Source organism: Saccharomonospora amisosensis, from assembly GCF_011761185.1.
In the GTDB taxonomy this organism is placed as follows: Bacteria; Actinomycetota; Actinomycetes; order Mycobacteriales; family Pseudonocardiaceae; genus Saccharomonospora_A; species Saccharomonospora_A amisosensis.
Genome location: NZ_JAAOYM010000001.1, coordinates 3,392,742 through 3,419,342, shown reverse-complemented (window position 1 = coordinate 3,419,342; position 26,601 = coordinate 3,392,742). Strand labels below are relative to the sequence as shown.

29 protein-coding genes are annotated in these 26,601 nt (G+C 69.1%); 26 read left to right on the top strand and 3 right to left on the bottom strand.

All coding sequences use genetic code 11. The features are described 5' to 3' along the window. The first annotated feature begins 1 nt into the window (after position 1). The 9 genes from FHU38_RS16610 to FHU38_RS16570 all read left to right on the top strand — a co-directional run bounded on the left by FHU38_RS16610 (position 2) and on the right by FHU38_RS16570 (position 6,191). Positions 2 to 967: an electron transfer flavoprotein subunit alpha/FixB family protein gene (locus FHU38_RS16610; RefSeq protein ID WP_167172469.1), complete on the top strand. Its 966-nt coding sequence runs from the start codon at positions 2 to 4 to the stop codon at positions 965 to 967. Positions 968 to 970: 3 nt separating this feature from the next. Then, entirely contained in the window at positions 971 to 3,175 is a 2,205-nt protein-coding gene (locus tag FHU38_RS28025; protein WP_167172467.1) for a heterodisulfide reductase-related iron-sulfur binding cluster, read from the top strand. Then, positions 3,172 to 3,609, top strand: coding sequence for a hypothetical protein (locus FHU38_RS16600; protein ID WP_167172465.1), 438 nt, complete (start codon positions 3,172 to 3,174; stop codon positions 3,607 to 3,609). Before FHU38_RS28025 ends, FHU38_RS16600 begins: the two co-directional genes overlap by 4 nt. Further along, complete coding sequence (locus FHU38_RS16595) at positions 3,606 to 3,887, top strand: hypothetical protein (protein ID WP_167172463.1); 282 nt, start codon at positions 3,606 to 3,608, stop codon at positions 3,885 to 3,887. The genes FHU38_RS16600 and FHU38_RS16595 overlap by 4 nt, the downstream gene beginning before the upstream one ends. Positions 3,888 to 3,892: 5 nt before the next feature. Next, positions 3,893 to 4,330 (top strand): glycine cleavage system protein GcvH, encoded by a 438-nt coding sequence (gene gcvH, locus FHU38_RS16590; protein WP_167172461.1) that lies wholly within the window; start codon positions 3,893 to 3,895, stop codon positions 4,328 to 4,330. Positions 4,331 to 4,335: 5 nt separating this feature from the next. Then, complete coding sequence (locus tag FHU38_RS16585; RefSeq protein WP_313886803.1) at positions 4,336 to 4,791, top strand: glycine cleavage system protein H; 456 nt, start codon at positions 4,336 to 4,338, stop codon at positions 4,789 to 4,791. Positions 4,792 to 4,804: 13 nt separating this feature from the next. Beyond that, the gene (locus FHU38_RS16580) at positions 4,805 to 4,942 is read left to right on the top strand and encodes a hypothetical protein (protein WP_167172457.1); all 138 of its coding nucleotides are present in this window, start codon (positions 4,805 to 4,807) and stop codon (positions 4,940 to 4,942) included. A 68-nt stretch (positions 4,943 to 5,010) separates the two neighbouring features. Continuing rightward, entirely contained in the window at positions 5,011 to 5,520 is a 510-nt protein-coding gene (locus FHU38_RS16575; protein ID WP_243852278.1) for a DsrE/DsrF/DrsH-like family protein, read from the top strand. Beyond that, positions 5,520 to 6,191 (top strand): Rieske (2Fe-2S) protein, encoded by a 672-nt coding sequence (locus tag FHU38_RS16570; protein WP_167172455.1) that lies wholly within the window; start codon positions 5,520 to 5,522, stop codon positions 6,189 to 6,191. Before FHU38_RS16575 ends, FHU38_RS16570 begins: the two co-directional genes overlap by 1 nt. Here FHU38_RS16570 and FHU38_RS16565 read toward each other — a convergent pair. Next, positions 6,174 to 7,253: an Mrp/NBP35 family ATP-binding protein gene (locus FHU38_RS16565; RefSeq protein ID WP_167172453.1), complete on the bottom strand. Its 1,080-nt coding sequence runs from the start codon at positions 7,251 to 7,253 to the stop codon at positions 6,174 to 6,176. The two genes, FHU38_RS16570 and FHU38_RS16565, sit on opposite strands and share 18 nt — an antisense overlap. A 268-nt stretch (positions 7,254 to 7,521) precedes the next feature. Here FHU38_RS16565 and FHU38_RS16560 point away from each other — a divergent pair, with 268 nt between their 5' ends. The 8 genes from FHU38_RS16560 (at position 7,522) to FHU38_RS16525 (ending at position 13,860) form a co-directional block, all read left to right on the top strand. Then, entirely contained in the window at positions 7,522 to 8,304 is a 783-nt protein-coding gene (locus FHU38_RS16560) for an SDR family oxidoreductase (RefSeq protein WP_167172451.1), read from the top strand. Between the two features lie 4 nt (positions 8,305 to 8,308). Then, positions 8,309 to 9,268 (top strand): ACP S-malonyltransferase, encoded by a 960-nt coding sequence (locus tag FHU38_RS16555; RefSeq protein ID WP_167172449.1) that lies wholly within the window; start codon positions 8,309 to 8,311, stop codon positions 9,266 to 9,268. A 106-nt stretch (positions 9,269 to 9,374) separates the two neighbouring features. Continuing rightward, positions 9,375 to 9,737 (top strand): thioredoxin family protein, encoded by a 363-nt coding sequence (locus FHU38_RS16550; RefSeq protein ID WP_167172447.1) that lies wholly within the window; start codon positions 9,375 to 9,377, stop codon positions 9,735 to 9,737. Then, positions 9,734 to 10,078: a HesB/IscA family protein gene (locus FHU38_RS16545; RefSeq protein WP_167172445.1), complete on the top strand. Its 345-nt coding sequence runs from the start codon at positions 9,734 to 9,736 to the stop codon at positions 10,076 to 10,078. Before FHU38_RS16550 ends, FHU38_RS16545 begins: the two co-directional genes overlap by 4 nt. Before the next feature lie 63 nt (positions 10,079 to 10,141). Beyond that, positions 10,142 to 11,047 (top strand): LysR family transcriptional regulator, encoded by a 906-nt coding sequence (locus FHU38_RS16540; protein WP_167172443.1) that lies wholly within the window; start codon positions 10,142 to 10,144, stop codon positions 11,045 to 11,047. 56 nt (positions 11,048 to 11,103) lie between these two features. Continuing rightward, on the top strand, positions 11,104 to 12,135 hold the full coding sequence (glpX, locus tag FHU38_RS16535) for a class II fructose-bisphosphatase (RefSeq protein WP_167172441.1): 1,032 nt from the start codon (positions 11,104 to 11,106) through the stop codon (positions 12,133 to 12,135). Further along, positions 12,132 to 13,157, top strand: coding sequence for a class I fructose-bisphosphate aldolase (locus tag FHU38_RS16530; RefSeq protein ID WP_313886802.1), 1,026 nt, complete (start codon positions 12,132 to 12,134; stop codon positions 13,155 to 13,157). Before glpX ends, FHU38_RS16530 begins: the two co-directional genes overlap by 4 nt. A 16-nt stretch (positions 13,158 to 13,173) precedes the next feature. Beyond that, on the top strand, positions 13,174 to 13,860 hold the full coding sequence (locus tag FHU38_RS16525; RefSeq protein ID WP_313886801.1) for an HAD-IA family hydrolase: 687 nt from the start codon (positions 13,174 to 13,176) through the stop codon (positions 13,858 to 13,860). Here the strand turns inward: FHU38_RS16525 and FHU38_RS16520 are convergent. Further along, positions 13,850 to 15,040 (bottom strand): GAF domain-containing sensor histidine kinase, encoded by a 1,191-nt coding sequence (locus FHU38_RS16520; protein WP_167172437.1) that lies wholly within the window; start codon positions 15,038 to 15,040, stop codon positions 13,850 to 13,852. The two genes, FHU38_RS16525 and FHU38_RS16520, sit on opposite strands and share 11 nt — an antisense overlap. Continuing rightward, positions 15,037 to 15,699, bottom strand: a complete 663-nt coding sequence (locus FHU38_RS16515) for a response regulator transcription factor (protein ID WP_313886800.1) — start codon at positions 15,697 to 15,699, stop codon at positions 15,037 to 15,039. Before FHU38_RS16515 ends, FHU38_RS16520 begins: the two co-directional genes overlap by 4 nt. 137 nt (positions 15,700 to 15,836) lie before the next feature. Between FHU38_RS16515 and rpe the strand changes: the two genes are divergently transcribed. The 9 genes from rpe (at position 15,837) to FHU38_RS16470 (ending at position 26,450) form a co-directional block, all read left to right on the top strand. Beyond that, a complete protein-coding gene (rpe, locus tag FHU38_RS16510; RefSeq protein ID WP_167172435.1) occupies positions 15,837 to 16,529 on the top strand; it encodes a ribulose-phosphate 3-epimerase in 693 nt (230 codons plus the stop codon). Further along, entirely contained in the window at positions 16,526 to 18,547 is a 2,022-nt protein-coding gene (tkt, locus tag FHU38_RS16505) for a transketolase (RefSeq protein ID WP_167172433.1), read from the top strand. The genes rpe and tkt overlap by 4 nt, the downstream gene beginning before the upstream one ends. Continuing rightward, a complete protein-coding gene (locus FHU38_RS16500) occupies positions 18,532 to 19,476 on the top strand; it encodes a phosphoribulokinase (RefSeq protein WP_167172431.1) in 945 nt (314 codons plus the stop codon). The genes tkt and FHU38_RS16500 overlap by 16 nt, the downstream gene beginning before the upstream one ends. A gap of 115 nt (positions 19,477 to 19,591) precedes the next feature. Beyond that, positions 19,592 to 20,143, top strand: coding sequence for a NuoB/complex I 20 kDa subunit family protein (locus tag FHU38_RS16495; protein WP_167176170.1), 552 nt, complete (start codon positions 19,592 to 19,594; stop codon positions 20,141 to 20,143). Next, positions 20,140 to 20,844 (top strand): NADH-quinone oxidoreductase subunit C, encoded by a 705-nt coding sequence (locus tag FHU38_RS16490; protein WP_167172429.1) that lies wholly within the window; start codon positions 20,140 to 20,142, stop codon positions 20,842 to 20,844. The genes FHU38_RS16495 and FHU38_RS16490 overlap by 4 nt, the downstream gene beginning before the upstream one ends. Continuing rightward, on the top strand, positions 20,844 to 22,181 hold the full coding sequence (locus FHU38_RS16485; protein ID WP_167172427.1) for an NADH-quinone oxidoreductase subunit D: 1,338 nt from the start codon (positions 20,844 to 20,846) through the stop codon (positions 22,179 to 22,181). The genes FHU38_RS16490 and FHU38_RS16485 overlap by 1 nt, the downstream gene beginning before the upstream one ends. Further along, positions 22,178 to 22,762: an NADH-quinone oxidoreductase subunit NuoE gene (gene nuoE, locus FHU38_RS16480; RefSeq protein ID WP_167172421.1), complete on the top strand. Its 585-nt coding sequence runs from the start codon at positions 22,178 to 22,180 to the stop codon at positions 22,760 to 22,762. The genes FHU38_RS16485 and nuoE overlap by 4 nt, the downstream gene beginning before the upstream one ends. A gap of 20 nt (positions 22,763 to 22,782) precedes the next feature. Next, on the top strand, positions 22,783 to 24,057 hold the full coding sequence (gene nuoF, locus FHU38_RS16475) for an NADH-quinone oxidoreductase subunit NuoF (protein ID WP_167176173.1): 1,275 nt from the start codon (positions 22,783 to 22,785) through the stop codon (positions 24,055 to 24,057). Then, positions 24,057 to 26,450: an NADH-quinone oxidoreductase subunit G gene (locus tag FHU38_RS16470; RefSeq protein ID WP_167172419.1), complete on the top strand. Its 2,394-nt coding sequence runs from the start codon at positions 24,057 to 24,059 to the stop codon at positions 26,448 to 26,450. The genes nuoF and FHU38_RS16470 overlap by 1 nt, the downstream gene beginning before the upstream one ends. The last annotated feature ends 151 nt before the right edge of the window (positions 26,451 to 26,601 follow it).

Sequence of the window (26,601 nt, the reverse complement as noted above, 5' to 3'; positions counted from 1 at the left end):
CATGAGTGACAACGTTCTTGTGCTCGCCGAACACGTCGGCGGGCAGCTCTCCGAGAGCAGCTACGAGCTGCTGGGCAAGGCGAAGGAACTGGCGGCGGCCTGGGGCGGCAAGGCGGAGGTGGCCCTGTTCGGGCCCTCGGACCTGGTGTCGCAAGTGGGGGGTGCCGATGTCGTCGTGTCGATGGACCACCCGGCACTGGCCGACTACACCTGCGAGGGCTACGAAACCGCACTGCTGAGCGTGCTCGCCGAGCGCGCCCCGCGCCTGGTGCTGCTGTCCAACGCGACGGTGGGCCTTGACCTCGGTGCGGCACTGTCGGTGTTGTGGGACGCCCCGCTGGCCGCCTACGTCGGCGACCTGAAGGCCGAGGGCGACACGCTGGTGGCCACCTGCCAGGTGATGGGCGGAAAGGTCATGGCGGAGGTGGAACTCGCCGGCGAGCGCGGCGTCTGCACCGTGCTGGCCGGTGCCTTCCCCGCGGCGGCAGGGCAGGAACCGGCCGCCTCCCAGGAGGTCGTCACCGCGGCGCCGCCGGACGAGCTGGAGAAGCTGCGGATGAGCCTGGCACGGGTGATCGAGCCCGAAGGCGGCGACGTCAACATCACCGACGCCGAACTGCTCGTGTCGGTGGGCCGCGGCATCGACTCGCAGGACAATCTGGAACTGGTGCAGGAGCTCGCGGACGCGCTCGGCGCGCCACTGTCGGCGTCGCGCCCGGTTATCGACTCGGGCTGGCTGCCGAAGACCCGCCAGGTCGGCAAGTCCGGGTTGAAGGTCAAGCCCAAGGCATACCTGGCGTTCGGCATCTCCGGAGCGCCCGAGCATCTCGAGGGTATGCGCGACGCCGAACTGATCATCGCCTGCAACACCGACGAGAACGCCCCGATCTTCGATGTCGCGCATTACGGCTCGGCCGAAGATCTCTTCGACCTGGTGCCCGCGTTGGTGGACAAGATCAAGGAGTGACGAGTGGTTTCGGACGCTCTCGCCGCCGGGGAGGAGACCCGGCCGGTGTTCCAGGGTATCGGCGTGGTGGGCGAGGCCGTGTTCTACGTCCTCGCCACGGTCACCATCGTCGTATTCTTCTGGGGTTTCTACCGGCGTGTGCGCAAATACCGGCAAGGGCGTCCGGCCGGCCGGATGTCGACCTTGTGGAAGGCGCTGTTCACCAGCCCTGCGCAGGGTGTGCGGCGCCGGGGTGACAACTGGTCGGTCGGCGCGGTGGCGGCGAACACCTCGGTGGGTCGCCGCGACCGCGCGGTCGGGATCGCGCACTTCTTCATTTTCTGGGGATTCATCACGCTGTTCATCGGCACGGTGATCCTGACCATCGACTACGACATCGTGCGGAAGGCCTCGAAGCTGTTCTCCGACCGCGAGGTGAGCTTCTTCAACGGCCCGTTCTACATCGGCTACTCGGTCATTCTCGACACGATGGGCCTCACCGCCGTGCTCGGGCTGGCCTACATGGCGGTACGCCGCGGCCTGCTGCGCCCGCGCAAGCTGGACTACCAGCGTGCCGAGAAGCCAGAGGGCGGCTACTCCCGCTCGCGTATCGTCGCGGGGGACTGGGTCTTCATCGGCCTGTTCGCCGCCATCCTGGTGACCGGCTACCTGCTGGAGGCATTCCGGATTGTCGGCGCGCGATTCCCCTCGTTCGAGGTGTGGTCGCCGATCGGCTGGATAATGGCACGGCTGTTCTCGGGGCTGGGAATGTCACCAGAGGCCGGTAATTCGGCGCACCTTGCGCAGTGGTGGGTGCACGCGGTGCTGGCGCTGGGCTTCGTCGTCTACATCCCGTTCTCCAAGGCCATGCACATGCTGCTGGACGCGGCGAACCTGCTGGTGCACGAGCGCTCGACGGCCCGTGAGTTGCCCGCACCGGCGGAAACCGACCATGTCGGCTACCGGGAGCTTTCCGACTTCACCTGGAAGGAACTACTCGATCTCGACGCGTGCACCAAGTGTGGGCGCTGCCACGAGGTGTGCCCCGCGCGCACGGCGGGCGCCCCGCTGTCACCTCGCGACCTGATACTGGACCTGCGACAGTGGGTGGACACCCAGACGGGCGGCATGACGTTGCTCGACAGGGAGACTCGCGGCGACGCCTCGGGCCCGCTCACCGCCGGTGCCGACGCCAGGATCGCCGGTGACGTCGTGCCGTCGCAGACGTTGTGGGCGTGCACCACGTGCATGCACTGCGTCGAGGTGTGCCCCGTGGGCATCGAGCACGTGCCGACCATCGTGCAGCTGCGGCGCGGCCTGGTGGACGAGGGGGAGATGGACCCCACCCTGCAGCAAGCACTCAAGAACCTGTCCACCCAGGGCAACTCCTTCGGCAAATCCGCGCGGATGCGCGCCCGATGGACCAAGGGGCTGGACTTCAAGATCCCCGACGCGCGCAAGGAACCCGTGCGGTATCTGTGGTTCGTCGGCGACTTCGCCAGCTTCGACGACCGGTTGCAGGACAACTCGCGTGCGCTGGCTGAGATCCTGCACGGCGCGGGTGTCAACTTCGGACTGCTGTACGACGGTGAGCGTAACGCGGGCAACGACGTTCGGCGAACCGGAGAGGAGGGCCTGTTCGAGATGCTCGCCGAGCACAACGTCTCGGCGCTGGAGCAGGCGAACTTCGAGGAGATCTTCACCACGGACCCGCACTCGCTCAACACCTTGCGCAACGAGTATCCGGCGCGGGGTGCCCGATACAAGGTGTGGCACTACACCGAGTTGCTGGCCGACCTGGTCGAGTCGGGTGCCATCGAGGTGGAACCGTTGAACTACCGGGTGACCTACCACGACCCGTGCTACCTCGCCCGCTACAACGGCGTGGTGGACGCTCCCCGGCGGTTGCTGCGCGCGCTGGGTTGTGAGCTGGTCGAGATGCCGCGCAACGGTGCGAACACCTTCTGCTGCGGCGCGGGCGGTGGGCGAATCTGGATGGACGACAGTGCCCTTGCCGAACGCCCCAGCGAGAACCGCATCCGGGAGGCCATCGAACTCGGTGTGGACTACTTCGTCGTCTCCTGCCCTAAGGACGTGACGATGTATTCCGACGCGGTGAAGACCACCCGCAACGAGGACCGGCTGGCGGTGCGAGACGTCACGTTGCTGGTGCGGGAGGCGCTGCGCCGCCCTGCGGCACCCGACGTGCTGGAGGCTGCCACATCGTGAACGGTTTCGACCCCGAACTGATCGGGAAGAGTATCGGCGACCGGCTGAACACGCTGCGGGCCGCGCTGCGGCGCCACGACAGTTTCGCCTTCCGCCCCGGCGGCGAGGGGTCGGCCCCCGGCGCGGTGGACGAGGCGACGGCGGCCGATGCCACGGTGGCGCTGGTGCTGCGTACCCTGCGCGCCGCGTGTGACCCGGCGGGCTGGCGCGTGTTGGAACGGCTCACCGATGGTGCCGTCACGACCGCCGAACTGGCCGACCTGCTGTCCTGCGCGAGGATCGTGGCCTGGGAAGTGGTCAACGACCTGGTACAGGCAGGGCTGGTTAGTCGCGAACTCGACGGCGACCTGGTGCGGTTGACCGAGACCGGGCACGGGATCGTCTCGCTGGTGCACCTGATGGCCAGCAGCGCGGCCGGGGCGGTGGTGTCATGAACTGCCCCTGGTGCGCGTTCGAGGGAGCACCGCGTTCACTGCATGCGCATCTCGCGGATAAGCACCCCGACGCCGTAGGAACCAAGGAACGCAACGGGACTCAGTATTACGAGGTGACCTGCCCGGTCTGTGGCGAGAGCTACGAGCACCGCGTTCGCAAGGGCACGCGCGATCCCCGGTTCCTCGAGGAGTTCGGCGCCGAGATTCGCATGGTGGCACTCGACATGCTCGTCCACCACCTGGTGGCCGAACACCCGGCACAGCAGACGGGAGCTTGAGAACGGTGACGGTGGTCAAGAACTGTAACCTCCCCGAGGACCTGTACTACCTCGTGGAGAAGCACATCTGGGTGCGCCCGGAAGGTGATCTGGTCATCGTCGGGATGACCGACGTCGCGCAGAACCTCGCGAAGACGATCATCTCGGTGACCTTGAAGAAGGCAGGAAAACAGGTCCGCAAGGGACGAAACGTCGCGACGGTAGAGAGTGGGAAATGGGTCGGCCCAGTGCCTGCTCCGGTTTCGGGCGAGATCGTCGAGGTGAACGAGAGCCTGACGAGCTCGCCCGCGCAGATCAACTCCGACCCCTACGGCGCAGGATGGGTGGCGAAGCTGCGTGCCGGCGACTGGGCCGCGGATTCCGCGGACCTGGTGACCGGTCCGGAGGGAATCGAGGCCTACCAGCGGTTCCTGGACGCCGAGGGCATCTCGTGTGACGGGTGAGTGCGGTGAGCGATGTCGTGTGGCGCGGCTGTGTCATCCCGGACGACCTGCTCTACGACGTGGGAATGAATGTCTGGGTGCGGCCCGAAGGAGACGATGTGGTGCTCGGCATGACCGACGTGGCGCAGACGATGGGTGGCCGGATGGTGCAGGTCACCTGGCGGCGTGTGGGTAAGAATTTCGCACGCGGCCGCTCGGTGGCGACCATCGAGAGCGCGAAGTGGGTGGGACCGTTTCCGACGCCGCTGACCGGAAAGCTGGTCGCGGCGAACGAGGAGGCGTTCGCCGAGGACATCGCGGTGGCCAACCGGGACCCGTATGGCGCGGGCTGGATAGCACGGTTGCGTCCGGAGCGGTTCGACGAGGAGCGTGCACACCTGCTCGACGGTGAAGCCGCATTGCAGGCCTACCAGGCTTTTCTGGCAGAGCACGACATCCACTGCTACCGGTGTGCGGAATGAGAGGAGCCGCGTGATGAGCGGTGTGCCTGAGGGCACCGACCACGGCGGGCGCCGGGTGTCCGCCTGGTGGCTGGTGGTTGCACTGGTATTCGCCGGATACCTGGTCTTTCGGCTGGTTCAGGGTGTGGCCTGGTTGATCCAGCGCATGTGAGAAACGTCCGGTACGAGCCGTGATCACGACCCGGGCCGGGAGGTCGGTAAATCAGAACTGAGAGGTGAATGATGGCCGAGGACGATATCGAGGTGGAGGAGCGGGCCAAGCGGCTCGCGATGGTGTGCTGGAGCAGTGACCTGGACCGGGTGTGGCCCACCCTGATCCTGGCCACCACCGGTGCCGCGTCGGGTCTGGAGGTTGACGTCTTCTTCACCTTCTGGGGCCTGCGGGTGTTGCAGCGCAACGACAAGCGCGTGACCGGGACGAACTGGATGCAGAAGGCGGAGTCGCTTGTCGACCGGGGTGGAACGGACCACCTGAAGTTGGGCAAGATCCACTTCGGCGGCGCGGGCACGATGATGATCAAGAAGCTGGCGAAGCAGTACAAGGTGGCTACGCCAACAGAGCTGCTGGAGATGGCGCTCTCGGTGGGGGTCCGGATGCATCCGTGCCAGATGACGATGGATCTCTACGGGCTGAAGCAGGAGGACTTCGTCGAGGGACTGCAGCCGACGCTGGGTGCGGCCAGCTTCATCGACATGGCCGCCAAGGCCGACATCACGCTGTTCATCTGATGACGGACGGAGCCCGACAAGAGATCCTGTTGCACGGTCAGGACGCGCTGGTGGCCAGACGTGTCGCCAGGATCGCCGAGGAGCACGGATTCTCGGTCGGCCGGACGTCCGATCCGGACGCCCGGCCGACCGCGGCCGTGCTCGAACTGGACCAACCCGATGCTCTCGACACGGTCAGGGAGTGGCACGAGCGATGGCCGGAGACGGTCATTCTCGGCTACTCGGCTTTCCCTGATCAGCAGTTGTGGCGGTCCGCTCAGCGGGCGGGTTGCGATGTGGTGGTCAACCGAGGCGCGGTCGGGGCGAGGCTGGCCGAGCGGCTGGCTGGTGGGCTCGCGCACCGCCGATTTCCGCTGCTCGACGCGGCCGACGCCGCGGGCAGGCTCGGGCTGGTTTGCCGCGTTCCCGAAACGCCGGTCGGGCCTGTCGCGGTGTACCAGGTTGCGGGCAGGCTCTACGCGATAGCCGACCGGTGCCCGCACGCGGGTGCGCAACTGTCCACAGGGGAACTCGACCGAGCGGTCCTGACCTGCCCGCGGCACGGAAGCCAGTTCGACGTCCGCACCGGCGAGCGGTGCCGGGGCCCGGCCGACTCGGAGGCGCAGATCTTCACGGTGGCGCGGGAAGGAGGCCAGGTCTTCCTCGTCCTGCCGTCAGGTGAACAGCGGTAGCGGTCGGTGCAACAGGCTCGGCTTCGCGGAGATGGTCTCGGCCAGCTCCGCGAAGCGGGTTGACCCGGCCGATTCAGGGTGCGCGAGCACGGTGGGCGTTCCGGTCGTGGCGAAGGCCGGCTCCAGCGGGATGCGAGCGAGCAGGGGAGTGTCGAGGAGTTCGGCGAGCCGGGTGCCAGCGCCGGTGCCGAAGAGATCGTGCTCCCGGTCGCAGTCACCGCAGACGAAGCTCGCCATGTTCTCCACCACGCCGACCAGCCGCAGCCCGACCTTGGTCATCATCCGGCCCGCGCGCAACGCGACCCGCTCCGCGCTTTCGTGTGGCGTTGTGACGAGCAGGAAGTCAGCGTTGGGGAGGAACTGTGCCAGCGAGATCGAGACATCTCCGGTGCCGGGAGGCATGTCGACCACCAGGTAGTCCCGGTCGTCCCAGTGGACGTCACCGAGCATCTGCTCCAGCGCCTTGTGCAGCATGGGGCCCCGCCAGACCACGGGGCCGTCCTCCGGGACGAAGTTGCCGATCGACAACACGGCCAGCCCGTGTGCTTGTAGCGGCATGATGAGATCGTCGACAACGGTGGGCCGCCCGGTAGCGCCGAGCATGTGCGGAACGGAGAATCCCCAGATGTCGGCGTCGAGCAGACCGACGCGGTGCCCGTGCGCCGCGAGTGCGGTCGCCAGATTCACCGCCACGGTGGATTTGCCGACACCACCCTTGCCGCTGCCCACGGCGATGATTCGGGTGTTCGATCCGCTTTCGCCGATCCGAGGCACCGTGACCCGTACCCCGCCGACCACCCGGGAGCGCTCCTCCTCCGTCATGGCCGTGAGCTCCACCCGAACGGCGGTGACCTCTGGACACGCTGCTTGGACTCGTTCCGGCACCACGCGGTGAAAGTAGTCGCGTAGCGGGCATCCGGCGATCGTCAGAGCCAAGTGGACGGTGACCTCGGTGCCGTCGATGTCGATCTCGCGCACCATCTCGAGGTCGACGATCGATCGATGCAACTCCGGGTCGTCGACGTCGCGAAGGGCGTCGAGGATGCTTTCCCGCGTGATCATCGGTTGGCTCCTTCCCGTGTGGAGCGCCGGACTTCGGCGACCTTGTTGTTGTGGTGCCACACCTGATCGCGAATTCCACCGTGATCTGGAAACGCTCGGAGCGGGAACCTGATCCCCAGCTCTTCGAGGGGCAGTTCCCGCGTACCGCTCGTCGACATCTGACTCCCTTGTCAGGCATCACAAATAAGAGAAGTTCGGATATAACTATATAAGTAAGCATAGGGGAACCGAGCTTGCCGCGACAAGCAGGTCGCAACGGCGGAGGCACATGGTGCGGGACCTGACCGGCAAGGTGGCGCTGGTGACCGGAGGCGCGCACGGGGTCGGCAGGGCGGTGGTGGACAGGCTCGCCACCCGTGGGGCGCACGTCGTGATCAACTACCTGCGCGCGGAGGAGGCCGCGCAGCGGACGTTGCGCGAGCTGACGGCCCGCGGCCACTCGGCCGAGCTGATCCGCTGCAGCGTTCGCAGGCACGGCTCGATCTCGCGCATGTTCGACACCGTCGGCGAGCGGCACGCGCGGCTGGACATACTCGTCAACAACGCGGCCTCGGGAGCGTTCGGCCCGATCGACCAGCTCGCGGAGAAGGACTGGGCGCGCGCGGTCGATACCAATCTCAACGGGACCTTGTGGTGTTCACAGCTGGCCGCGGCCCAGATGTCCGATGGTGGCGCGATCGTGAACCTGTCTTCTCTCGGGGCGAGCCTGGCGGCGGGAAACTATGCCGCGATCGGCACCACCAAGGCCGCGGTCGAGGCGTTGACGCGCTATCTGGCCGCCGAGTACGGGCCGCGCGGCATCCGCGTCAACACGGCGTCGGCCGGGCCGCTGGAGGGGGAGGCGCTCCGCTCGTTCGCGCCCGCGGCCGGTGTCAGGAAGGCGATCCGCGCCGCCACACCACTGGGCAGGTTGGGAACCGAAAGTGAGCTCGCCGAGGTTGTGCTGTTCCTGGTGTCATCGGCTGCCAGTTGGGTCACCGGCCAGGTTCTGGTCGCCGATGGCGGGCTGTCGTTGGGCACCGCGCTGTTCGCGGGCGAGCCGGGGGGCTGAAGCGATGCTTGGCAGCGGAACCGAGCTGCCCGGCGTCGCGTTCGCCGGGCAGGGGATGCGGCCGCAAGTCGTGCTGTCGAGCCTGAGCAGGCACGGTACGCAGCCGCTGGTCGCCGAGTTGCTGGAGATGCTGCGGGTGCGGGCGTTGCCTGCCCTCGACTTCACCGATACCCGAGCGGCACAGCCGGCGATCTACGTCGCGGGGCTCGTCGCGGCCTTGGCCAGGCTCGGCCCGGCCGCCGAAGTTCCCCTCGTGACTGGACACAGTCTCGGCGAACTGGCCGCGCTGGCCTACGCCGGTGTTATCAGCCCGGAGGACGGGCTTCGGCTCGCCGCGGCGCGTGGGCGGCTCTGCCGTGCCGTGCAGCTGGAGCGGCCCGGTGCGATGGCCGCGGTGGTCGGGCTCGAACCGGCCGCGGTGGAGTTGTTGCGCAGGCAGGTGATCGGCGAGAGCGCCGGTGTCCTGGAAGTCGCCGCCGTCAACGCCCGGCGGCAGGTCGTGCTCTCCGGTGATCGGGCCTCGGTCCTGCTGGCGATCAAGCATGCGGAGGCCACGGCCGCGCGGGTGGTCACGCTGCCCATCGACGGTGCCTTCCACTCTCCGCTCATGGTCGGCGCCCTTCCGGGGTGGCGGACAGCGTTGCGGGCGACCGAGTTCGCGCCGGGTCGGACCACGGTCGTCTCGTCCGTCGACGGTGAACCACACGACGATCCGGCGGACCTTCGCGAACTGCTCGCGAAGGCACTGGTGTTGCCGGTGCGCTGGACCGAGGTGATGGAGACCGTTGCGCGGCTCGGCGTGCAGGAGCTGTGGGACGCGGGCCCCGGCACGATCCTGCGCGGGCTCGCCAGGCGCGGCGGGCCCGTGGAGTTCGTCGAACCTGTGCCGGCGCCGACCGTGGGACCGGGCGGGAGCGCGGATCAGCCCTTGCCCGCGGGCGAGGGCGACCAGGTCCTCGCGTGACAGTTCGAGGGACGTCGCGCAGCCCGCGACCGCGAGGGGGTGTGCGATCGGACGGATCCAGGTACCGTACCGGGCACCGTATGGGACGGAGGTATACATGGTCCCGGTGAGAGTGACGACCGAAGGTTTCGCTGCCTTCGGAACGAGTGCGGACATCCTCTTCATCGAGTTCGGTGACTCCTGTTCGCCGGTGACCGCCGCGTTTTTCCGCGCGGCGCGGCGGCATCCCGACCTGGCGTTTGGGACCGTCGACATCACGGCGGAACCCGAACTCGGCCGCGCGTTCGGTATCTCGACCTTGCCAACGCTGATGATCGTCCGCGAGCGAATCGTGTTGTACACCTGCCCGGTCGTACCGACCGAGCCGTTATTGGAGGAGTTGATCGCGAAGGTGCGAGCCGTCGACATGGAGGCGGCGCGCCGTCGGCTCGCGTCGAGCCACGCGGTCGCTGGGAAAGGAGTGGCATGACGCAGCAGCAACTGACCGACCTCACCGTGACCGAGGCGGCGGCAGGGAAGGCCAAGGCCCTGCTTGCCAGGGAGGAAGGGAGCGGCGACCTGTCGCTGCGCATCGCGGTGCAGCCTGGAGGCTGCGCCGGCTTGCGATACCAGCTGTTTTTCGACAACCGGAGCCTCGAGGAGGACCTGGTGCACGACTACCACGGGCTGCGGGTCACGGTTGACCGGATGAGCGCCCCGTACCTGGCTGGCGCGGTCATCGATTTCGTCGATGCCATCGATAAGCAGGGGTTCACCATCGACAACCCGAACGCATCCGGTTCCTGCGCCTGCGGCGACTCGTTCCACTGACGCGCCGTCCGGCGCAGCGGTGCCCGGTGGCACCACGGGCCGGTGACCGGGTAGGACGGTTGAATGACAACCACAGCGAGGCTGCGGGCCTTCGTGGCGGTGGCCGACACCGGCTCGGTGCGGGCCGCGGCGGCCCGACTCGTGCTGACCGAGTCCGCGGTGTCGGCGGCGATCGGCGCGCTCAGTGACGAGGTAGGAGTGCCGCTGCTCGAGCGCAACGGGCGCGGGCTGCGGCTCACCCCGCCCGGGGAGACCTTCGCCGGATACGCCCGTGCCATGCTCGGGCTGCACGACGAGGCGCTGTCCGCGGCCCGCGGTGACCTGGACCCGGCGCACGGACGTATCCGGCTAGCGGCGGTGACCACCGCGGCCGACCACCTGCTGCCCGCGGCCCTCGCCGGTTTCCGCACCCGGTACCCGGACGTGGAGCTGCGGTTGGACGTGGGCACCAGCGAGCACGTGTGGGCGTTGCTGGATCGGCATGAGACGGACCTCGTGATCGCCGGGCGGCCACCGCGCGGCACCGACGATTTGGTGATCCGCGCCGAGCGCTCCAACGATCTCGTCGCAGTCGCTGCCCCACCCGTCGCCGCGACGTTCGATGCCGGTGCCGCCACCTGGTTGATGCGGGAGGCTGGTTCGGGAACCCGCTCGACCTGCGAGGCGTTGCTCGATGGGCTTGAACTGGACCCGCCGAGGCTGACGCTGGGCTCCAACGGTGCGGTCGTGGCCGGTGCGGTCGCGGGGCTCGGCGTCACGCTGGTGTCCCGCGACGCGGTGGAGCGCGAGCTCGCCGCCGGCGACCTGGAGACCGTGCCGCTACCCGGCACGCCGCTGCACAGGCCCTGGCACGTCGTGACCCACCGCCGGGTCCCGGCCAGTGTTGAGCTGCTCGTGGCGCATCTGCTCGCCGGAGGCGCGTGGCGGTCCCCCGACTCCCCCGCACGTTCCACCCATGGGGGGAGCTGATCGGCGCGTGGCGCTCCTACGGTGCAGGTACGGCATCGCCACAGAAGGAGGGCCTCGTGACGGACAGTCCAGCGCGGCAGGCGCCGGATCGCAATCTCGCGCTCGACCTGGTCAGAGTCACCGAGGCGGCCGCGATGTCCGCGGGCCGGTGGGTCGGCAGGGGCGACAAGACCGGGGCCGACCGCGCGGCTGTCGACGCGATGCGCGCGATGACCGACACGCTGCCGATCAGCGGTGTCGTGGTGATCGGCGAGGGCGAGAAGGACGAGGCGCCCATGCTGCACAACGGCGAGCGGATCGGCACCCCGGACGGGACTCCGTGGGACGTGGCGGTCGATCCCATCGACGGGACGACGCTGACCGCCAAGGGCATGGGCAACGCGATTTCCGTGCTCGCGGTCAGCCCGGCGGGCACGATGTACGACCCCTCCGCGGTGTTCTACATGGACAAGCTCGTCACCGGGCCCGAAGCGGCGGACGCCGTTGACATCCAGGCCCCGGTTGCACACAACGTGCGCGCCGTCGCCAAGGCCAAGGGCAGCGAACCCAAGGATGTGACGGTGTGCATGCTCGACCGGCCACGGCACAGCAGGCTGGCCGACGACGTGCGCGCGACCGGTGCCCGCATCCGACTGGTTTCCGACGGTGACGTGGCCGGTGCGGTGATGGCCGCGCGCGAGGGCACCGGCATCGACCTGCTGCTCGGAATCGGCGGCACCCCCGAGGGTGTCATCGCGGCGTGCGCGCTGAAGTGCCTCGGTGGCGTGATCCAGGCCCGGTTGGCTCCCCGCGACGAGGAGGAACGCGAGCGCGCGCTGAGCGCCGGGCATGACATTGACCGGGTGCTGACCACGAACGACCTGGTGGCGGGCGAGGAGGCCTTCTTCGTCGCCACCGGGGTCACCGATGGCCAGTTGCTGCGCGGCGTCCGGTACGAACGGCAGGCCGCGACTACCGAGTCGCTGGTGATGCGTGCTCGCAGCGGCACCGTGCGGTTGGTGATCAGCGAGCACAAGCTCGACCGCCTCGGTACCTACAGCGTCGTCGACTATCACCACTCCCTGGAGGAAAGGAAGATCAGCGCGTGATCGTGCAAGCCGAACTGGCCGCCACCGCCGCCGAGATGGTGGCCCCCGGCAAGGGCATCCTGGCCGCCGACGAGAGCATCGCGACGATGTCCGCGCGGCTGGAAAAGGCCGGTGTCGAGCCGACCGAGGAGAACCGCCGCGCCTACCGGGAGGTGCTGGTCACGACACCAGCCCTCAACCAGGGCGTCAGCGGCGTGATCCTGTGCGACGAGACCTTCCGGCAGGCCACATCGGACGGCAAGCCGTTCCCGGTCGCGCTCGCCGACACCGGACTGCTGCCTGGCATCAAGGTCGACACCGGGGCCAAACCGCTCGCGGCGGCGCCGGGGGAGAAGGTCACGGAGGGACTGGACGGGCTGCGCGAGCGGCTCAGCGACTACGCGGCGCTCGGTGCCAGGTTCGCCAAGTGGCGCGCGGTGATCGTGATCGGCGACGGCAAACCAAGCGGCAGGGCACGCCGGGCGAACGCGCACGCGCTGGCCCGCTATGCCGCGCTGTGCCAGGAAGCCGGTGTGGTACCGATCGTCGAGCCAGAGGTGCTGATGGACGGTGACCATTCCATGGCGGCCTGTGCCGCGGCGACCGCGGCGACGCTGCACGAGGTGTTCGCCGAGCTGCGCGAGGCAGGCGTCGAGCTGGACGGCATCGTGCTCAAGCCGAACATGGTGGTGCCGGGCAAGTCCTCGGGTGAGGTCGCGAAACCCGACCAAGTCGCCAAGGCCACCGTCGACACGCTGCGCGGCGCCGTCCCGGAGGAGGTCGCTGGTATCGCCTTCCTCTCCGGCGGGCAGCCTGCCGAGCAGGCGACGGACAACCTTGCCGCGATGCAGGGCTACGACGTGCCGTGGCCGCTGACGTTCTCCTTCGGCAGGGCGCTGGTAGACCCGGCGCTGGCGGCGTGGCAGGGCAGCCCGGATCGGGTCGCGGCCGGGCAGGAGGCGCTGGCACACCGGGTGAACTGCAACTCGGCCGCGCTGACCGGCGACGACGGCGAGGCTGCCGCACGCGACCATGTCGCGTGAGCCATGTGAAGCGGTCGTGTTCGACGTCGACGGCACCTTGGTCGACAGCGAGCGCGACGGGCACCGGCCGATGTTCAACGCGGCCTTCGCCGCGAACGGCCTGCCCTACCGCTGGGATGTCGAGGAGTACGGCAGGCTGCTCGCGATCACCGGCGGGCGTCGCAGGCTCGCCGCTTACTTGGAGAGCCGGGGACATGACCCGAGCGAAGCCGCCGACCTCGCCGCACGGCTGCATCGCGACAAGACCGAGCGGATGCGAAGTCTCGTGTCCGGCGGTGAGATCGCCGCGCGGCCCGGTGCCAGGGAACTGCTGGGGGAGCTGGTGGCCCAGGGGATGAGGCTGGCCGTCGCGACCACCGGAACCCGCGACTGGGTGGAGCCGTTGCTGCGGCGCTTGTTCGGCCAGGACCTGTTCGAGGTGGTGGTGACCGGCTCGGAGGTCCGCACGCTCAAGCCGGACCCCGCGGCCTACGTCGAGGCCCTTAACCGGCTGGGGCTGCCCGCGTCCCGCGCGATGGCGGTGGAGGACTCCGGCAACGGCCTGCGGGCCGCGGTCGCCGCGGGCCTGCGGTGCGTGGTGGTGACCAACGACTACACACGTCACGAGGACTTCACCGGCGCGGCGGCCGTGTATCGGGGATTCGCGGCGTGGCGAGCGGATCCGGCGGCCCCGCTGCTCGCCGGGTCGCGCGCTACCGGATAGGGACCCGCGCGGTGACCGTGGTGCCCTCCCCCGGCCGGGAGGCGACCGCCAGCCTGCCACCGATGAGCTCCGCGCGCTCGGCCATACTGACCATCCCGTAGCCGCCCGCGGACAGGCCGTCGCCGAAGGACATGCCGTCCCGGTCGAAACCGCGCCCGTTGTCGGTGATCCGCAGCACAACCTCGCTGGAATCGCGCAGCAGGGTCAGGCGCACCGCCCTGGTTTGGGCATGTTTGACCACGTTCTGCAGTGCCTCCTGCGCGATCCGGTACAACGCGATCGCGGCATGGTCCGGCAGCGCGCAGTTGTCGACGTCCACCACCACGTCCAACTCGTCGAGCGAACGGGCCAGGCTCGCGAGGCTGTCGGCGAGCCCGAGGTCGTCGAGCACCGGCGGCCGCAGGCCGTTGATCGCCGCCCTGGCCTCGTCGAACGTGAGATCGGCGAGCTCACGCGCCCGCTCGACCTGCCCGGCGGCGAACCCGCACTCCTCGGTCAACGTGCCCGCCGCGGCGTCGAGGTGAAAGCGCAGGCTGACCAGCCGCTGGGTGATGCCGTCGTGAATGTCGGCCGCCAGCCTGCGCCGCTCGGTCTCCTGCGCCGCGATCACCTGCTCGGTGAACCGCTCGTGCGCCCGCTCGCGCGCGGCCAGCCTGCGATGCAGGCGGGCCTGGTGGACCGCGCCGGCGAGCAGGCTGCCGATCGAGGTGAGCAGCCGCACGTCGCGGTCGGTGAAATCGCGCCGGGCACGGGTGTGCACGTTGAGCACCCCGACCAGGCCTCCTGGCTTGCTCGCCATCGGCACCGACGCCATCGACGTGTAGTCCTCACCGCGCAGCTGCGGGAAGTACCGGTAGCGCGGATCACGTTCCTTGTGCTCGACGATCACCACGGGTTCGCCGTGACTCGCCGCCCAGCCCGTGATGCCTTCGCCGAGCGGCAGCCGTACCGCGCCGACCTGCTCGTCGAACGGCGGCGTGGCGCCGAGCAGGGTCATCGACCGGTCGGTGTCGTCGAGCACGTGCACGAAACACACGTCGGTGTTGCTCGCGGCGGTGATCAGCGGTGCCACCTTGGCCGCGAGCAGCGTGAGCTCCGGTCCGGCGGAGATGGCCTCGATGATGCCGACCAGCAGCGCGTTCTCGCGCTCCGGGTCGGCGAGGCCGAGACTGTAGGTCATTGAAAGATCCCTTCGCGCAACGCGATGGCGACAGCGCCTGCCCGGTCGTTCACGTCGAGCTTGCGAAAGATCGCCCGTACGTGACTTTTGATCGTCTCCTCGCCGAGCACCAGTTTGGCGGCGATCGCGCGGTTGGAAAGCCCGGCGACCAGGTGGCCGAGCACCTCGCTCTCCCGCTGGGTGAGCGACAGATGCGCACCCGGCCAGAACTCGCCTGCCTGCAGCCTGGCCGCGGACGTGACGGCCCGCCCGGCCATGATGGGATCGACGACCTTCTCGCCGTCGGCGGCGAGCTCGAGCTGGCGGACCAGTTCCTCGCCGGCGACCGACTTGAGCAGGTAGCCCGCCGCGCCGGCTCGCATGGCCTGGAAGAGGTACTGCTCGTCGTCGTACGCGCTCAGCAGGACCACCTTGCGGTCCGGGTCCTTCTCCAGCAGCCTCCGGCACAGATCCAGCCCACTCATCGAGCCGCGCAGCCGCACGTCGGCCACGACGATGTCCGGATCGAGGCCGGCGACCAGGGACTGCGCCTCGTTCGCGTCGAGCGCCTGCCCGACGATCCGCACCCGGCCACGGAAACGTCCCAGGACCGCTTTGAGTCCCTCCAGAACCATGGCGTGGTCGTCGACCACAAGGATTCGCAACGGCTGGTTGTGCACGTCAGGAGTCTACGCGCTGCTCGGCCATCCGCCCTGTTCCTTGGATCTCCCCCTCGGCCACCCCCATGCGGGGGGATCGGGGGCAGGTGCCCGCGATTTAACTTCGGCTGACAACGACTCGGGAGGTTTTGCGGAGAATGCAGCCGATCCCATCGCGACCGCGCATTGTGGCTTCGATCCTGCCCGCGGATTTCGCCAGGCTGGGCGAGGAATGCCGCGCGCTCCAGGATGCCGGAATCGACCGCATCCAGTGGGACGTCATGGATGGTGCTTTCGTGCCGAATCTGACGGTAGGGCCCGACGTAATCGCGTCGGTGCGCCGCGTGGTCGACATCGGATTCGAGGCACACCTGATGGTCGAGCGGCCCGAACCGCTGCTGCGACGCTGGGTCGAGGCCGGGTGCGAAATCGTGATCGTCCACGCGGAGACCTGTACGCACCTGCACCGGACCCTGACGCAGCTAGTTGAACTGGGCGTGCGTGCCGGTGTGGCGGTGAATCCGGCGACACCGCTTTCGGCCGTGGCCCACGTGCTCGATCTGGTGGACCTGGTACTGGTGATGACAGTCAATCCCGGTTTCGGCGGCCAGGCTTACCTATCCACGATGGAGTCGAAGATCGCCGAGGCGCGAGCGCTCATCGATCGAGCGGGGAGGCCGATCGAGCTGGAGGTGGACGGCGGGATCGGGCCGGATTCCATCGCCGGCGCGGCGCGCGCCGGTGCCACCACGTTCTGTATCGGGTCCGCGCTGTACCGCAGGCCTAACGCGATGTCGGAGGAACTGGCCCGGCTGCGACAGCTGGCAACGGCGAGCGAGGAAGCGGCATGAACTTCCTGCAACAGCGATGGGACGAGGTCGACGACCTCGCCGTCACCACGATTCGTATGCTGGCGGCCGACGCGGTCCAGCAGGCTCGCAGCGGACACCCCGGGCTGCCGATGGGCGCCGCGGTGCCCGCATGGGCGATCTGGTCGCGTTTCCTGCGGCAGGACCCCACGGAGCCGGAGTGGCCGGATCGCGATCGGTTCGTGCTCTCGGCCGGGCACGGCTCGATGCTGCTGTACGCCCTGCTGCACATGTTCGGCTACGACCTGCCGGTTGAGCAGCTGCGCCGGTTCCGCCAGTGGGGTTCGAGTACACCCGGGCATCCCGAGTACGGCCACACGCCCGGGGTGGAGACTACGACCGGGCCGCTCGGCCAGGGCATGGCGAACGCGGTCGGCATGGCACTGGCCGAGCGGATGCTCGCCGCGCGCGCCAACACCGACGGGCACACCGTTGTCGACCACCGTACGTGGGTGCTGGCTGGGGACGGCGACCTGATGGAAGGCATCAGCCACGAGGCCGCCTCGCTCGCCGGACATCTCGGTCTCGGCAGGCTCACGGTCGTCTTTGACGACAACGACGTCACGATCGACGGGCCCGCGAGCCAGAGCTGCTCCGACGACGTGCTCGCCCGGTTCGCGGCCTACGGCTGGCACATCGCGCGGGTCGCCGACGGCAACGACGGCCCGGCGGTGATCTCGGCACTCGCTGAGGCGGCCGCCGAGGAGGACCGGCCCAGCCTGGTCGCCGTGCGGACCACCATCGGTTACGGCGCACCCGGTGTCGCGGGCACCAGCAAGGCACATGGCGCGCCACTGGGCGAGGAGCGGATCGCCACGCTCCGGGCGGCCCACGATTGGCCGGAGGAGAAGTTCCACGTACCGGCCGAGGTTGGCAAGCGGTGCGCTGAACTGGCGGCCCGCACGCAGGCCGAGCGGTTCGCCTGGACGGAGCGCCGCCTGCTGTGGGCGCGGGAGCACCCCGGACTGGCCACGCTATGGGACCCTTCGACGCCACTCGAAGCGCCCGCCGACCTCAGCGGGTGGCTGCCGGTGTTCGAGCCGGGCACCAAGCTGGCCACCCGGAAGGCGTCGGGCGCCGTGCTCGAGTCGGTGGCGGCGGCCTTTCCCGGGCTGGTGGGTGGGTCCGCCGATCTGGCCGCCTCCACCAACACGACGATCCCGGGTGGCGGCGACGTCACCTCGGCCGATCAGCTCGGCCGCAACCTGCACTTCGGCATCCGCGAGCACGCGATGGGCGCGGTGCTGAACGGCCTCGCGCTCCACGGCGGGTTCCGCGGCTACGGCAGTACCTTCCTGGTGTTCTCCGACTACCTGCGGCCGTCGATCCGGCTGGCCGCACTGATGGGCCTGCCGGTGGTGTTCGTGTTCACTCACGACTCCATCGTCGTCGGTGAGGACGGCCCCACCCACCAGCCGATCGAGCAACTCGAGTCGCTGCGGTTGATTCCGAACCTCGCGGTACTGCGGCCCGCCGACGCCAACGAGACCGCGGCATGCTGGCGGCTGGCGCTGGAGCGCACCGATGGGCCCACCGCGCTCGTGCTCAGCCGCCAGGACCTACCCGTGCTGGATCTGCCTGACGAGAACCTGCTCGATCGCACGGGCGCGCGTCCCGTCTGGACGAACGCGCGGGCTCCCGAGATCGTGCTGGCCGCGACCGGGTCAGAGGTGACACTGGCGCTCGCCGCGGCCGAGACGCTGGCGGGCGAGGGCATCGCGGTCGAGGTCCTTTCGGTGCCCTGGCGGGAGCGCTTCGAGCAGGCGCTGGCCGAGGGCGACTTCCAGCTGCCGGAGTGCCCGGCCGTGTGGATCGAGGCGGGTGTGCCGACCGGTTGGCACGCACTGGCCCGCCCCGGCGACGCGGTGCTGGGCCTGCGCCGGTTCGGTGCCAGTGCTCCTGGCCCGACCGTATATGCCGAATTGGGGTTCACGGTCGCCGCCGTCGTGGAGACCGCCTTGCGGAAGATGGGACGGGAGCCGGTATGCCGCACAAGCTGATTCAGATCGAGCGCATCGGTAACGACCCGGCCTCTCGGCCGGTGATGGTCGCTGTCGCCGGGGACAGCGCGGCCGGGAAGACCACGCTGACAGCCGGGCTGGCTGAGGCGCTGGGTCCGGAGCGGGTCACGACGATGTGCGTCGACGACTACCATCGCTACGATCGGCAGGAGCGCAAGGGACTGCCGTTCACGGCGCTGCACCCGGACTGCAACTACGTCGAGATCATGGAGCAGCACCTGCAGCTGCTCGCGACCGGTCGACCGATCCTCAAACCGGTCTACGACCACAACACCGGCCAGCTGACCCGGCCCGAACTGGTGCGGCCTCGGGAGTTCGTGATCGTCGAGGGTCTGCTTCCGTTGCACACCAAGCTGGCTCGCGCCTGCTTCGACATCATGATCTACCTCGACCCGCCAGAGGAGATCCGCAGGCAGTGGAAGATCAAGCGGGACACCGAGAAGCGGGGGTACCAGGCCGAGGCCGTGCTCGCCGAGCTCGAGCGGCGAGAGCCGGAATCGGCCGAGTTCATCCGCCCGCAGCGGGCACACGCAGACATCGTCGTCCGGTTCGCCCCGATCGAGGGCAGGCAGGACCCGCCAGGCACTCCGCTTTCCGCGGAGCTGATCCTGCGGCCCACGATCAACCACCTCGACCTGAGCCGGGTGCTTGGCGACAGCGAGCAGCGAGCCATCCATCTCAAGCTCACCAGGGATTCGGGTGGTCGCCCCGTGGACACCCTGCACATTCACGGGTACGCGCCGAGGGAAGAGAGCCTGGTCGTGGAGAAGGCGATCTGGGAACGGCTCGGCGTGGACCCGGGAGAGGTACCTGACACGCTCGGCAGTCTCGGCGGTGGCGTGCGGAGCGAGCCGCTGGCGATCACGCAGTTGTTGCTGCTGTACCACCTGCTCGACCCCGCTCGTTGACCATCTAGAGCGCTGAGGAGTTCCGCGATGAAGGCACGGTTCGGACGACCAATCCACGCGGCAACCTCCGTCCGCTGTGGACCGCCAATCGAGTCTGGGCAGGGTGGCGGGTGAGATGGGCCTTGAGGAGAAACTGCCCAGCGGATTCCTGCTCACCGGCGTCGAGAAGCTCGCGGGGTGGGTGCGGAAGAACTCGTTGTGGCCTGCTACGTTCGGGCTGGCCTGCTGCGCGATAGAGATGATGGCCACCGGAGCGGGACGCTACGACCTGGCCAGGTTCGGAATGGAAGTGTTCCGCGCGTCGCCGCGCCAGGCGGACCTGCTGATCGTCGCGGGACGGGTGAGCCAGAAGATGGCCCCGGTGCTGCGCCAGGTGTACGACCAGATGGCGAACCCGAAGTGGGTGCTCTCGATGGGGGCGTGCGCCTCGTCGGGCGGCATGTTCAACAACTACGCGATCGTCCAGGGCGTCGACCATGTCGTGCCGGTCGACGTGTACCTGCCCGGCTGCCCGCCCCGGCCCGAGATGCTCATGCACGCGATCCTCAAGCTACACGAGGAAATCCAGCACATGCCGCTTGGCAGCAACCGGCAGCGTATCGCCGAGGCGGTCGGCGCCGCCGCGCTGGCGGCACCGGTCGGGGTAACGCTTGGATCGGCGACATGAGCGGCGGCGAAGGCGGCGCCTCCCCGCGCCAGGAAGAGGAAACCGGCGTCATGGCCGTGCGCGCCGGAATGTTCGGTGCGGACGGTCCGGGCGATACCTCCGGCTACGGCAGGCTGCGCCGCACGATCCGGCAACCCGAGGGCACCCCGCGCCCCTACGGCGGTTGGTTCGACGAGGTCGCCGACGAACTGGCCGCCGCGCTTTCCGAACACGGCCTCTCCTTAGCCGCCGCCGTGCCGAGGGTCGTCGTGGACCGGGACGAGCTGACCTTGGTCGTGGAGCGCGAGTGGCTCCTTCCGGTCGCGACCGCTCTGCGGGATGTGCCCCGGCTGCGGTTCGAGCTCTGCTGCTCGGTGTCCGGTGTGCACTACCCGCACGACGAGGGTGCCGAGCTGCACGCGGTCTACCACTTCCTCTCCATCACACACAACCGCAGGCTGCGCGTCGAGGTGTCGTGTCCCGACGGCGATCCTCGCGTTCCATCGATCGTCGCGGTGTACCCGACCGCGGACTGGCACGAGCGCGAAACCTACGACTTCTTCGGGATCGTATTCGAAGGGCACCCCGGACTGACCCGCATCCAGCTGCCCGACGACTGGGAAGGCCACCCGCAACGCAAGGACTACCCCCTCGGCGGGATTCCCGTCGAGTACCCGGGTGTGTCCGTGCCCGCGCCCGACGAGCGGAGGTCCTACCACTGATGTCCACACTGGAATTCTCCGAGACCGAGCAGGCGCCATTTCCCGAGGAGCGGCCGGCGGACTTGACGGTCGCGGGCGGTGACTGGGATACCGTCGTCGAAGCCGCGGGCGAGACCTCGGACGAGCGGGTCGTGGTCAACATGGGGCCGCAGCACCCGTCCACGCACGGAGTGCTGCGGCTGATCCTGGAGCTGGAGGGGGAGACCGTCACCGAGGCCCGGTGCGGTATCGGTTACCTGCATACCGGGATCGAGAAGAACCTGGAGTACCGGAACTGGACGCAGGCCGTCACTTTCGTGACGCGCATGGACTACCTGGCGCCGTTCGCCAACGAGGTCGCCTACTGCCTCGCCGTGGAGAAGCTGCTCGGCATCACCGACGAGGTACCGGAGCGCGCCAGCGTCATCCGGGTGCTGCTGATGGAACTCAACCGGATCTCCTCTCACCTGGTGTGTATCGCCACCGGGGGCATGGAGATCGGTGCGCTCACCGTGATGACGATCGGCTTCCGGGAACGCGAACTGGTGCTGGACTTGTTCGAGTTCATCACCGGCCTGCGGATGAACCACGCCTATATCCGGCCCGGCGGGGTGGCACGTGACCTGCCAGAGGGGACGCAACAGCGGATCGCCGAGTTCGTGAAGATCATGCGCGGCAGGCTCAGCGATTACGACGACCTGTGCACAACCAATCGCATCTTCTCCGCCCGCACGCGGGACGTCGGCTACCTCGACCTGGCAGGCTGCATGGCGCTCGGAGTGACCGGGCCCATCCTGCGCGCCACCGGATTGCCGCACGATCTGCGCAAGAGCCAACCGTACTGCGGCTACGAGAACTACGAGTTCGAGGTGGCCACCTCGGACAGTTGCGACGCGTACGGCCGGTTCCTGGTGCGGCTGGAGGAGATGAAGCAGTCGCTGTCGATCGTCGAGCAGTGCCTGGACCTGCTCCGGCCGGGGCCGGTGATGGTGGCCGACCGCAAGATCGCCTGGCCCGCGCAGTTGTCGGTGCGTGCGGACGGGCTCGGCAACGACCTGGAGTACGTCCGCCAGATCATGGGCGAGTCGATGGAGTCGCTGATCCACCACTTCAAGCTGGTCACCGAGGGTTTTCGGGTGCGTGAGGGCCAGGCGTACGTGGGAGTGGAGTCACCGCGCGGCGAGCTGGGCGTGCACGCGGTCAGCGACGGCGGCACCAGGCCCTACCGCGTGCACCTGCGCGACCCTTCGTTCGTCAACCTGCAGGCCGTTCCGGCGATGTGCGAGGGCGGCATGGTCGCCGACGTGATCGCGGCGATCGCCTCCATCGACCCGGTGATGGGAGGTGCCGACCGATGACCACGACGGATCGTCCCACGTGGACGACGCTGGAGGAGGACGCCAAAGCGATCATCGAGCGCTACCCGCGGCCCCGGTCGGCACTGCTGCCGTTGCTGCACCTGGTGCAGTCGGTCGAGGGTCACGTTTCGGCCGACGGCATCGAGTTCTGCGCTCGCCTGCTCGGGCTCACCACCGCCGAGGTGCGGGCGGTCGCGACGTTCTACACGATGTACCGCCGGGCCCCTGCGGGCGAGCACCTCGTGGGCGTGTGCACCAACACGCTGTGCGCGATCATGGGCGGCGACGCCATCCTGGCCGCGCTACGCGAACACCTTCGGCCCGGCGAGGACGGCACCACCGAGGACGGCTCCATCACACTCGAGTCGGTCGAGTGCAACGCGGCCTGCGACTACGCGCCCGTCGTGATGGTCAACTGGGAGTTCTTCGACAACATGTCCGTCTCGACGGCGCGGCGGCTCGTCGATGACCTCCGAGCAGGACGTCCGGTATTCCCCTCGCGTGGGGAAGGACCACTGTGTACGTTCCGGCAGAACGCGCGCATCCTGGCCGGTTTCACAGCCGAAGGGCAAGCACCGTGACGGCGGCGGTACTCACGCGCATGTGGGACGAACCGGAGTCGTGGACGCTGGCCACCTACCGGCGGCACGGCGGCTACCGCGCGCTGGCGCAGGCCCTTGCGATGACGCCGGACGACGTGATCGCGCTGGTCAAGGACTCCGGCCTGCGCGGTCGCGGCGGCGCGGGATTCCCGACCGGCGTCAAGTGGGGCTTCATCCCGCAGGGCGACGGCAAGCCGCACTACCTGGTGGTCAACGCCGACGAGTCGGAGCCGGGCACCTGCAAGGACGTGCCGCTGCTGCTGGCCAACCCGCACGAGCTGATCGAGGGCGCCGCCATCGCCGCGTACGCGATCCGCGCCGAGCGCGCCTTCATTTACGTGCGCGGCGAGGTCGTCGCGGTACTGCGGAGGCTGCACGCTGCCGTCGCCGAGGCGAGAGAGGCGGGCTACCTCGGCGAGAACATCCTGGGCTCGGGATTCTCTCTTGACATCATGGTGCACGCGGGCGCGGGCGCCTACATCTGCGGCGAGGAGACCGCGCTGCTGGACTCGCTGGAAGGTCGGCGGGGACAGCCACGGCTGCGCCCGCCGTTCCCGGCGACCGCGGGTCTGTACGCGTGCCCGACCGTGGTGAACAACGTGGAGACGATCGCGAGCGTGCCCGCGATCCTGCGTGACGGCGCGAAGTGGTTTCGCTCGATGGGCAGCGAGAAATCGCCGGGTTTCACGCTGTACTCGCTGTCGGGGCACGTGACGCGGCCCGGCCAGTACGAGGCTGAACTCGGGGTGACGCTGCGGGACCTGCTCACGCTCGCGGGCGGTGTCCGGCGCGGGCATCGGCTGAAGTTCTGGACGCCCGGTGGCTCGTCAACACCCATCCTCACCGACGAGCACCTGGACGTCCCGCTGGACTACGAGGGTGTCGCGGCTGCGGGGTCGATGCTCGGCACCAAGGCGCTGCAGATCTTCGACGAGACGACCTGCGTCGTGCGTGCGGTGCTGCGGTGGTCACAGTTCTACGAGCACGAGTCGTGCGGTAAGTGCACGCCGTGCCGCGAGGGCACTTTCTGGATGGTGCGCATCCTCGAAGAGCTGGAGCGCGGCACCGCGGGCGCGGACGATGTGGACAAACTGCTCGACGTGTGCGCCAGCGTCGCGGGCCGCTCGTTCTGCGCGCTCGGCGACGCCGCCACCAGCCCGATCGTCTCCTCGGTGACCCACTTCCGCGACGAGTATTCCGAGCACCTGCGGCTGGGTGGCTGCCCGTTCCCTGCCGAACGCAGCGTGCTCTTCTCCGACGAAGGAGCCCGCTGATGACGGCCACCGCACAGGAGACCGAACTGGTCACCCTGACCATCGACGGAACCGAGCTCAGCGTACCGGCGGGGACGCTCGTGATCAGGGCAGCCGAGTTGCTCGGCGTCGAGATCCCCCGGTTCTGCGACCACCCGCTGCTCGAACCGGCGGGTGCCTGCAGGCAGTGTCTCGTCGAGGTGGCCGGGCAGGCGAAACCTGTGACCGCCTGCACCACGGCGGTGGCACCCGGCATGGTCGTGCACACGCAGCTCACCTCAGCGATGGCCGACCGCGCGCAGCGCGGCGTTCTGGAACTGCTGCTGATCAACCACCCACTGGACTGCCCGGTCTGCGACAAGGGTGGAGAGTGCCCGTTGCAGAACCAGGCCATGACGGGCGGCAACGCGCGGTCCCGATTCACCGGGCAAAAGCGCACGTTCCCGAAACCGGTCGCGATCTCCAGCCTGATCCTGCTGGACCGCGAGCGGTGCGTGCAATGCGCGCGCTGCACGCGGTTCGCCGAGCAGATCGCGGGCGATCCGATGATCGAACTGATGGAGCGTGGCAGCCAGCAACAGATCGGGGTCGGCGAGCACCGGCCGTTCGACTCCTACTTCTCCGGCAACACGGTGCAGATCTGCCCGGTCGGCGCGCTCACCGCGACCTCGTACCGGTTCCGGTCCCGACCATTCGACCTGGTGTCGAAGGCAGGGGTGTGCGAGCACTGCGCCGCGGGCTGCGCCATCCGCGCCGACTCCCGTGGCGGTGAGGTCGTGCGGCACAACGCGGGCGATGACCCGGCGGTCAACGAGGAATGGAACTGCGACAAGGGGCGGTGGGCGTTTCGGCACGCCACGGCCGCCGACCGGCTCACCACGCCGTTGCTGCGCGACCGGGGGACCGGCCGGCTCGAACCGGCGTCCTGGCCGGAAGCGCTCGCGGCCGCAGCTGAGGGATTGGGGGCCGCGCGCGGCAACGCGGGCGTGCTCACCGGTGGGCGGCTGACGCTGGAGGACGCCTACGCCTACGCGAAGTTCGCGCGGATCGTGCTCGGTACCAACGACGTGGACTTCCGCGCCCGGCCACTCTCGCCGGAGGAGACGGGCTTCTTGGCCACGGTGGTCGCGGGCCGCCCGCTCGGCCCCACCTACGCGGATCTGGAGCGCGCCCCGGCCGTGTTGCTCGCTGGACTCGAACCGGAGGAAGAGGCGCCGATCGTGTTCCTGCGGCTGCGCAAGGGCGTGCGGGCGGGCCTTTCCGTATTCTCGATCGCGCCGTTCGCCAGCTATGGGCTGGAGAAGCTGACCGGCACACTGCTGAAGGCTTCGCCGGGCGAGGAAGCAGCCGTTCTCGACACGCTGGCGGGGGACGAGCCCGGCCGGGCGCTGTACCAGCCAGGCGCGGTGATTCTGGTGGGGGAGCGGCTCGCGAACTCGGCGGGCGCGCTGACGGCGGCGGCCCGGCTGGCCGGAGTGACCGGGGCCTCGCTGGGCTGGGTGCCGCGCAGGGCGGGCGACCGGGGCGCGCTGGAGGCAGGCGCGTTCCCCACGGTGTTGCCCGGCGGCCGGCCGGTGGCCGATTCGCTTGCACGCGCGGAGGTCGCTCGCGCCTGGGGTGTGCAGGAACTGCCCGCCGAGCCCGGTCGCGACACCGAGGCGATCCTCGCGGCGGCCGAGCGTGGTGAGCTGGGCGCGCTCCTCGTGGCCGGGGTCGAGCCCGGCGATCTGCGCGACCCGCTCACGGCGTTGCGTGGCATCGAGCGGGCACCGTTCGTGGTGAGCCTGGAGACGCGTGCGAGTGCCGTCACCGAGCGAGCCGACGTCGTCTTTCCGGTCGCCGTGTCCGGTGAGAAGTCCGGGACGTTCGTCAACTGGGAGAACCGGCACCGCCCGTTCGAGGCGGCGGTGCGGGACAGGGGTCAGTGGGCGGACCACCGGGTGCTGGGGGCGATCGCGGCGCGGGCTGATGCCGACCTGGGCACAGGTGACGCGGCGCGCGTACAGCTGGCACGGCTTGGCTCGTGGTCCGGGCAGCGCCCCGGGCTCGAGCCGGTCCCCGCCGCGCGCCCCGCGACATCCCCTCCCGCCGGGCAGGCCGTGCTCGCCACCTGGCGGATGCTGCTGGACAACGGCCGCCTGCAGGACGGGGACGAGAACCTGGCCGAGGCGGCGCGCCGCCCGGTGGCTCGTCTTTCGGCCGCGACGGCGGCCGAGATCGGGGCTGCGGAGGGTGACCTGGTCACGGTTTCCACCTCACGGGGTTCGCTGAACCTGCCGCTTGCCGTCACCGACCTACCCGAGCGGGTCGTCTGGGTCCCGCAGAACTCGCCGGGCTCAACCGTGCACGAGACGCTCGGGGCCACCACGGGTGCGCACGTGCGGGTGTCCCACAAGAAACCGGAGGCCCGATGAACACACAATCGCGGAGCCTTGTTCGTTGGGCCGACCGGGTGCGGGTGTCCCACAAGAAACCGGAGGCCCGATGAACACACAATCGCGGAGCCTTGTTCGTTGGGCCGACCGGGTGCGGGTGTCCCGCAAGAAACCGGAGGCCCGATGAACA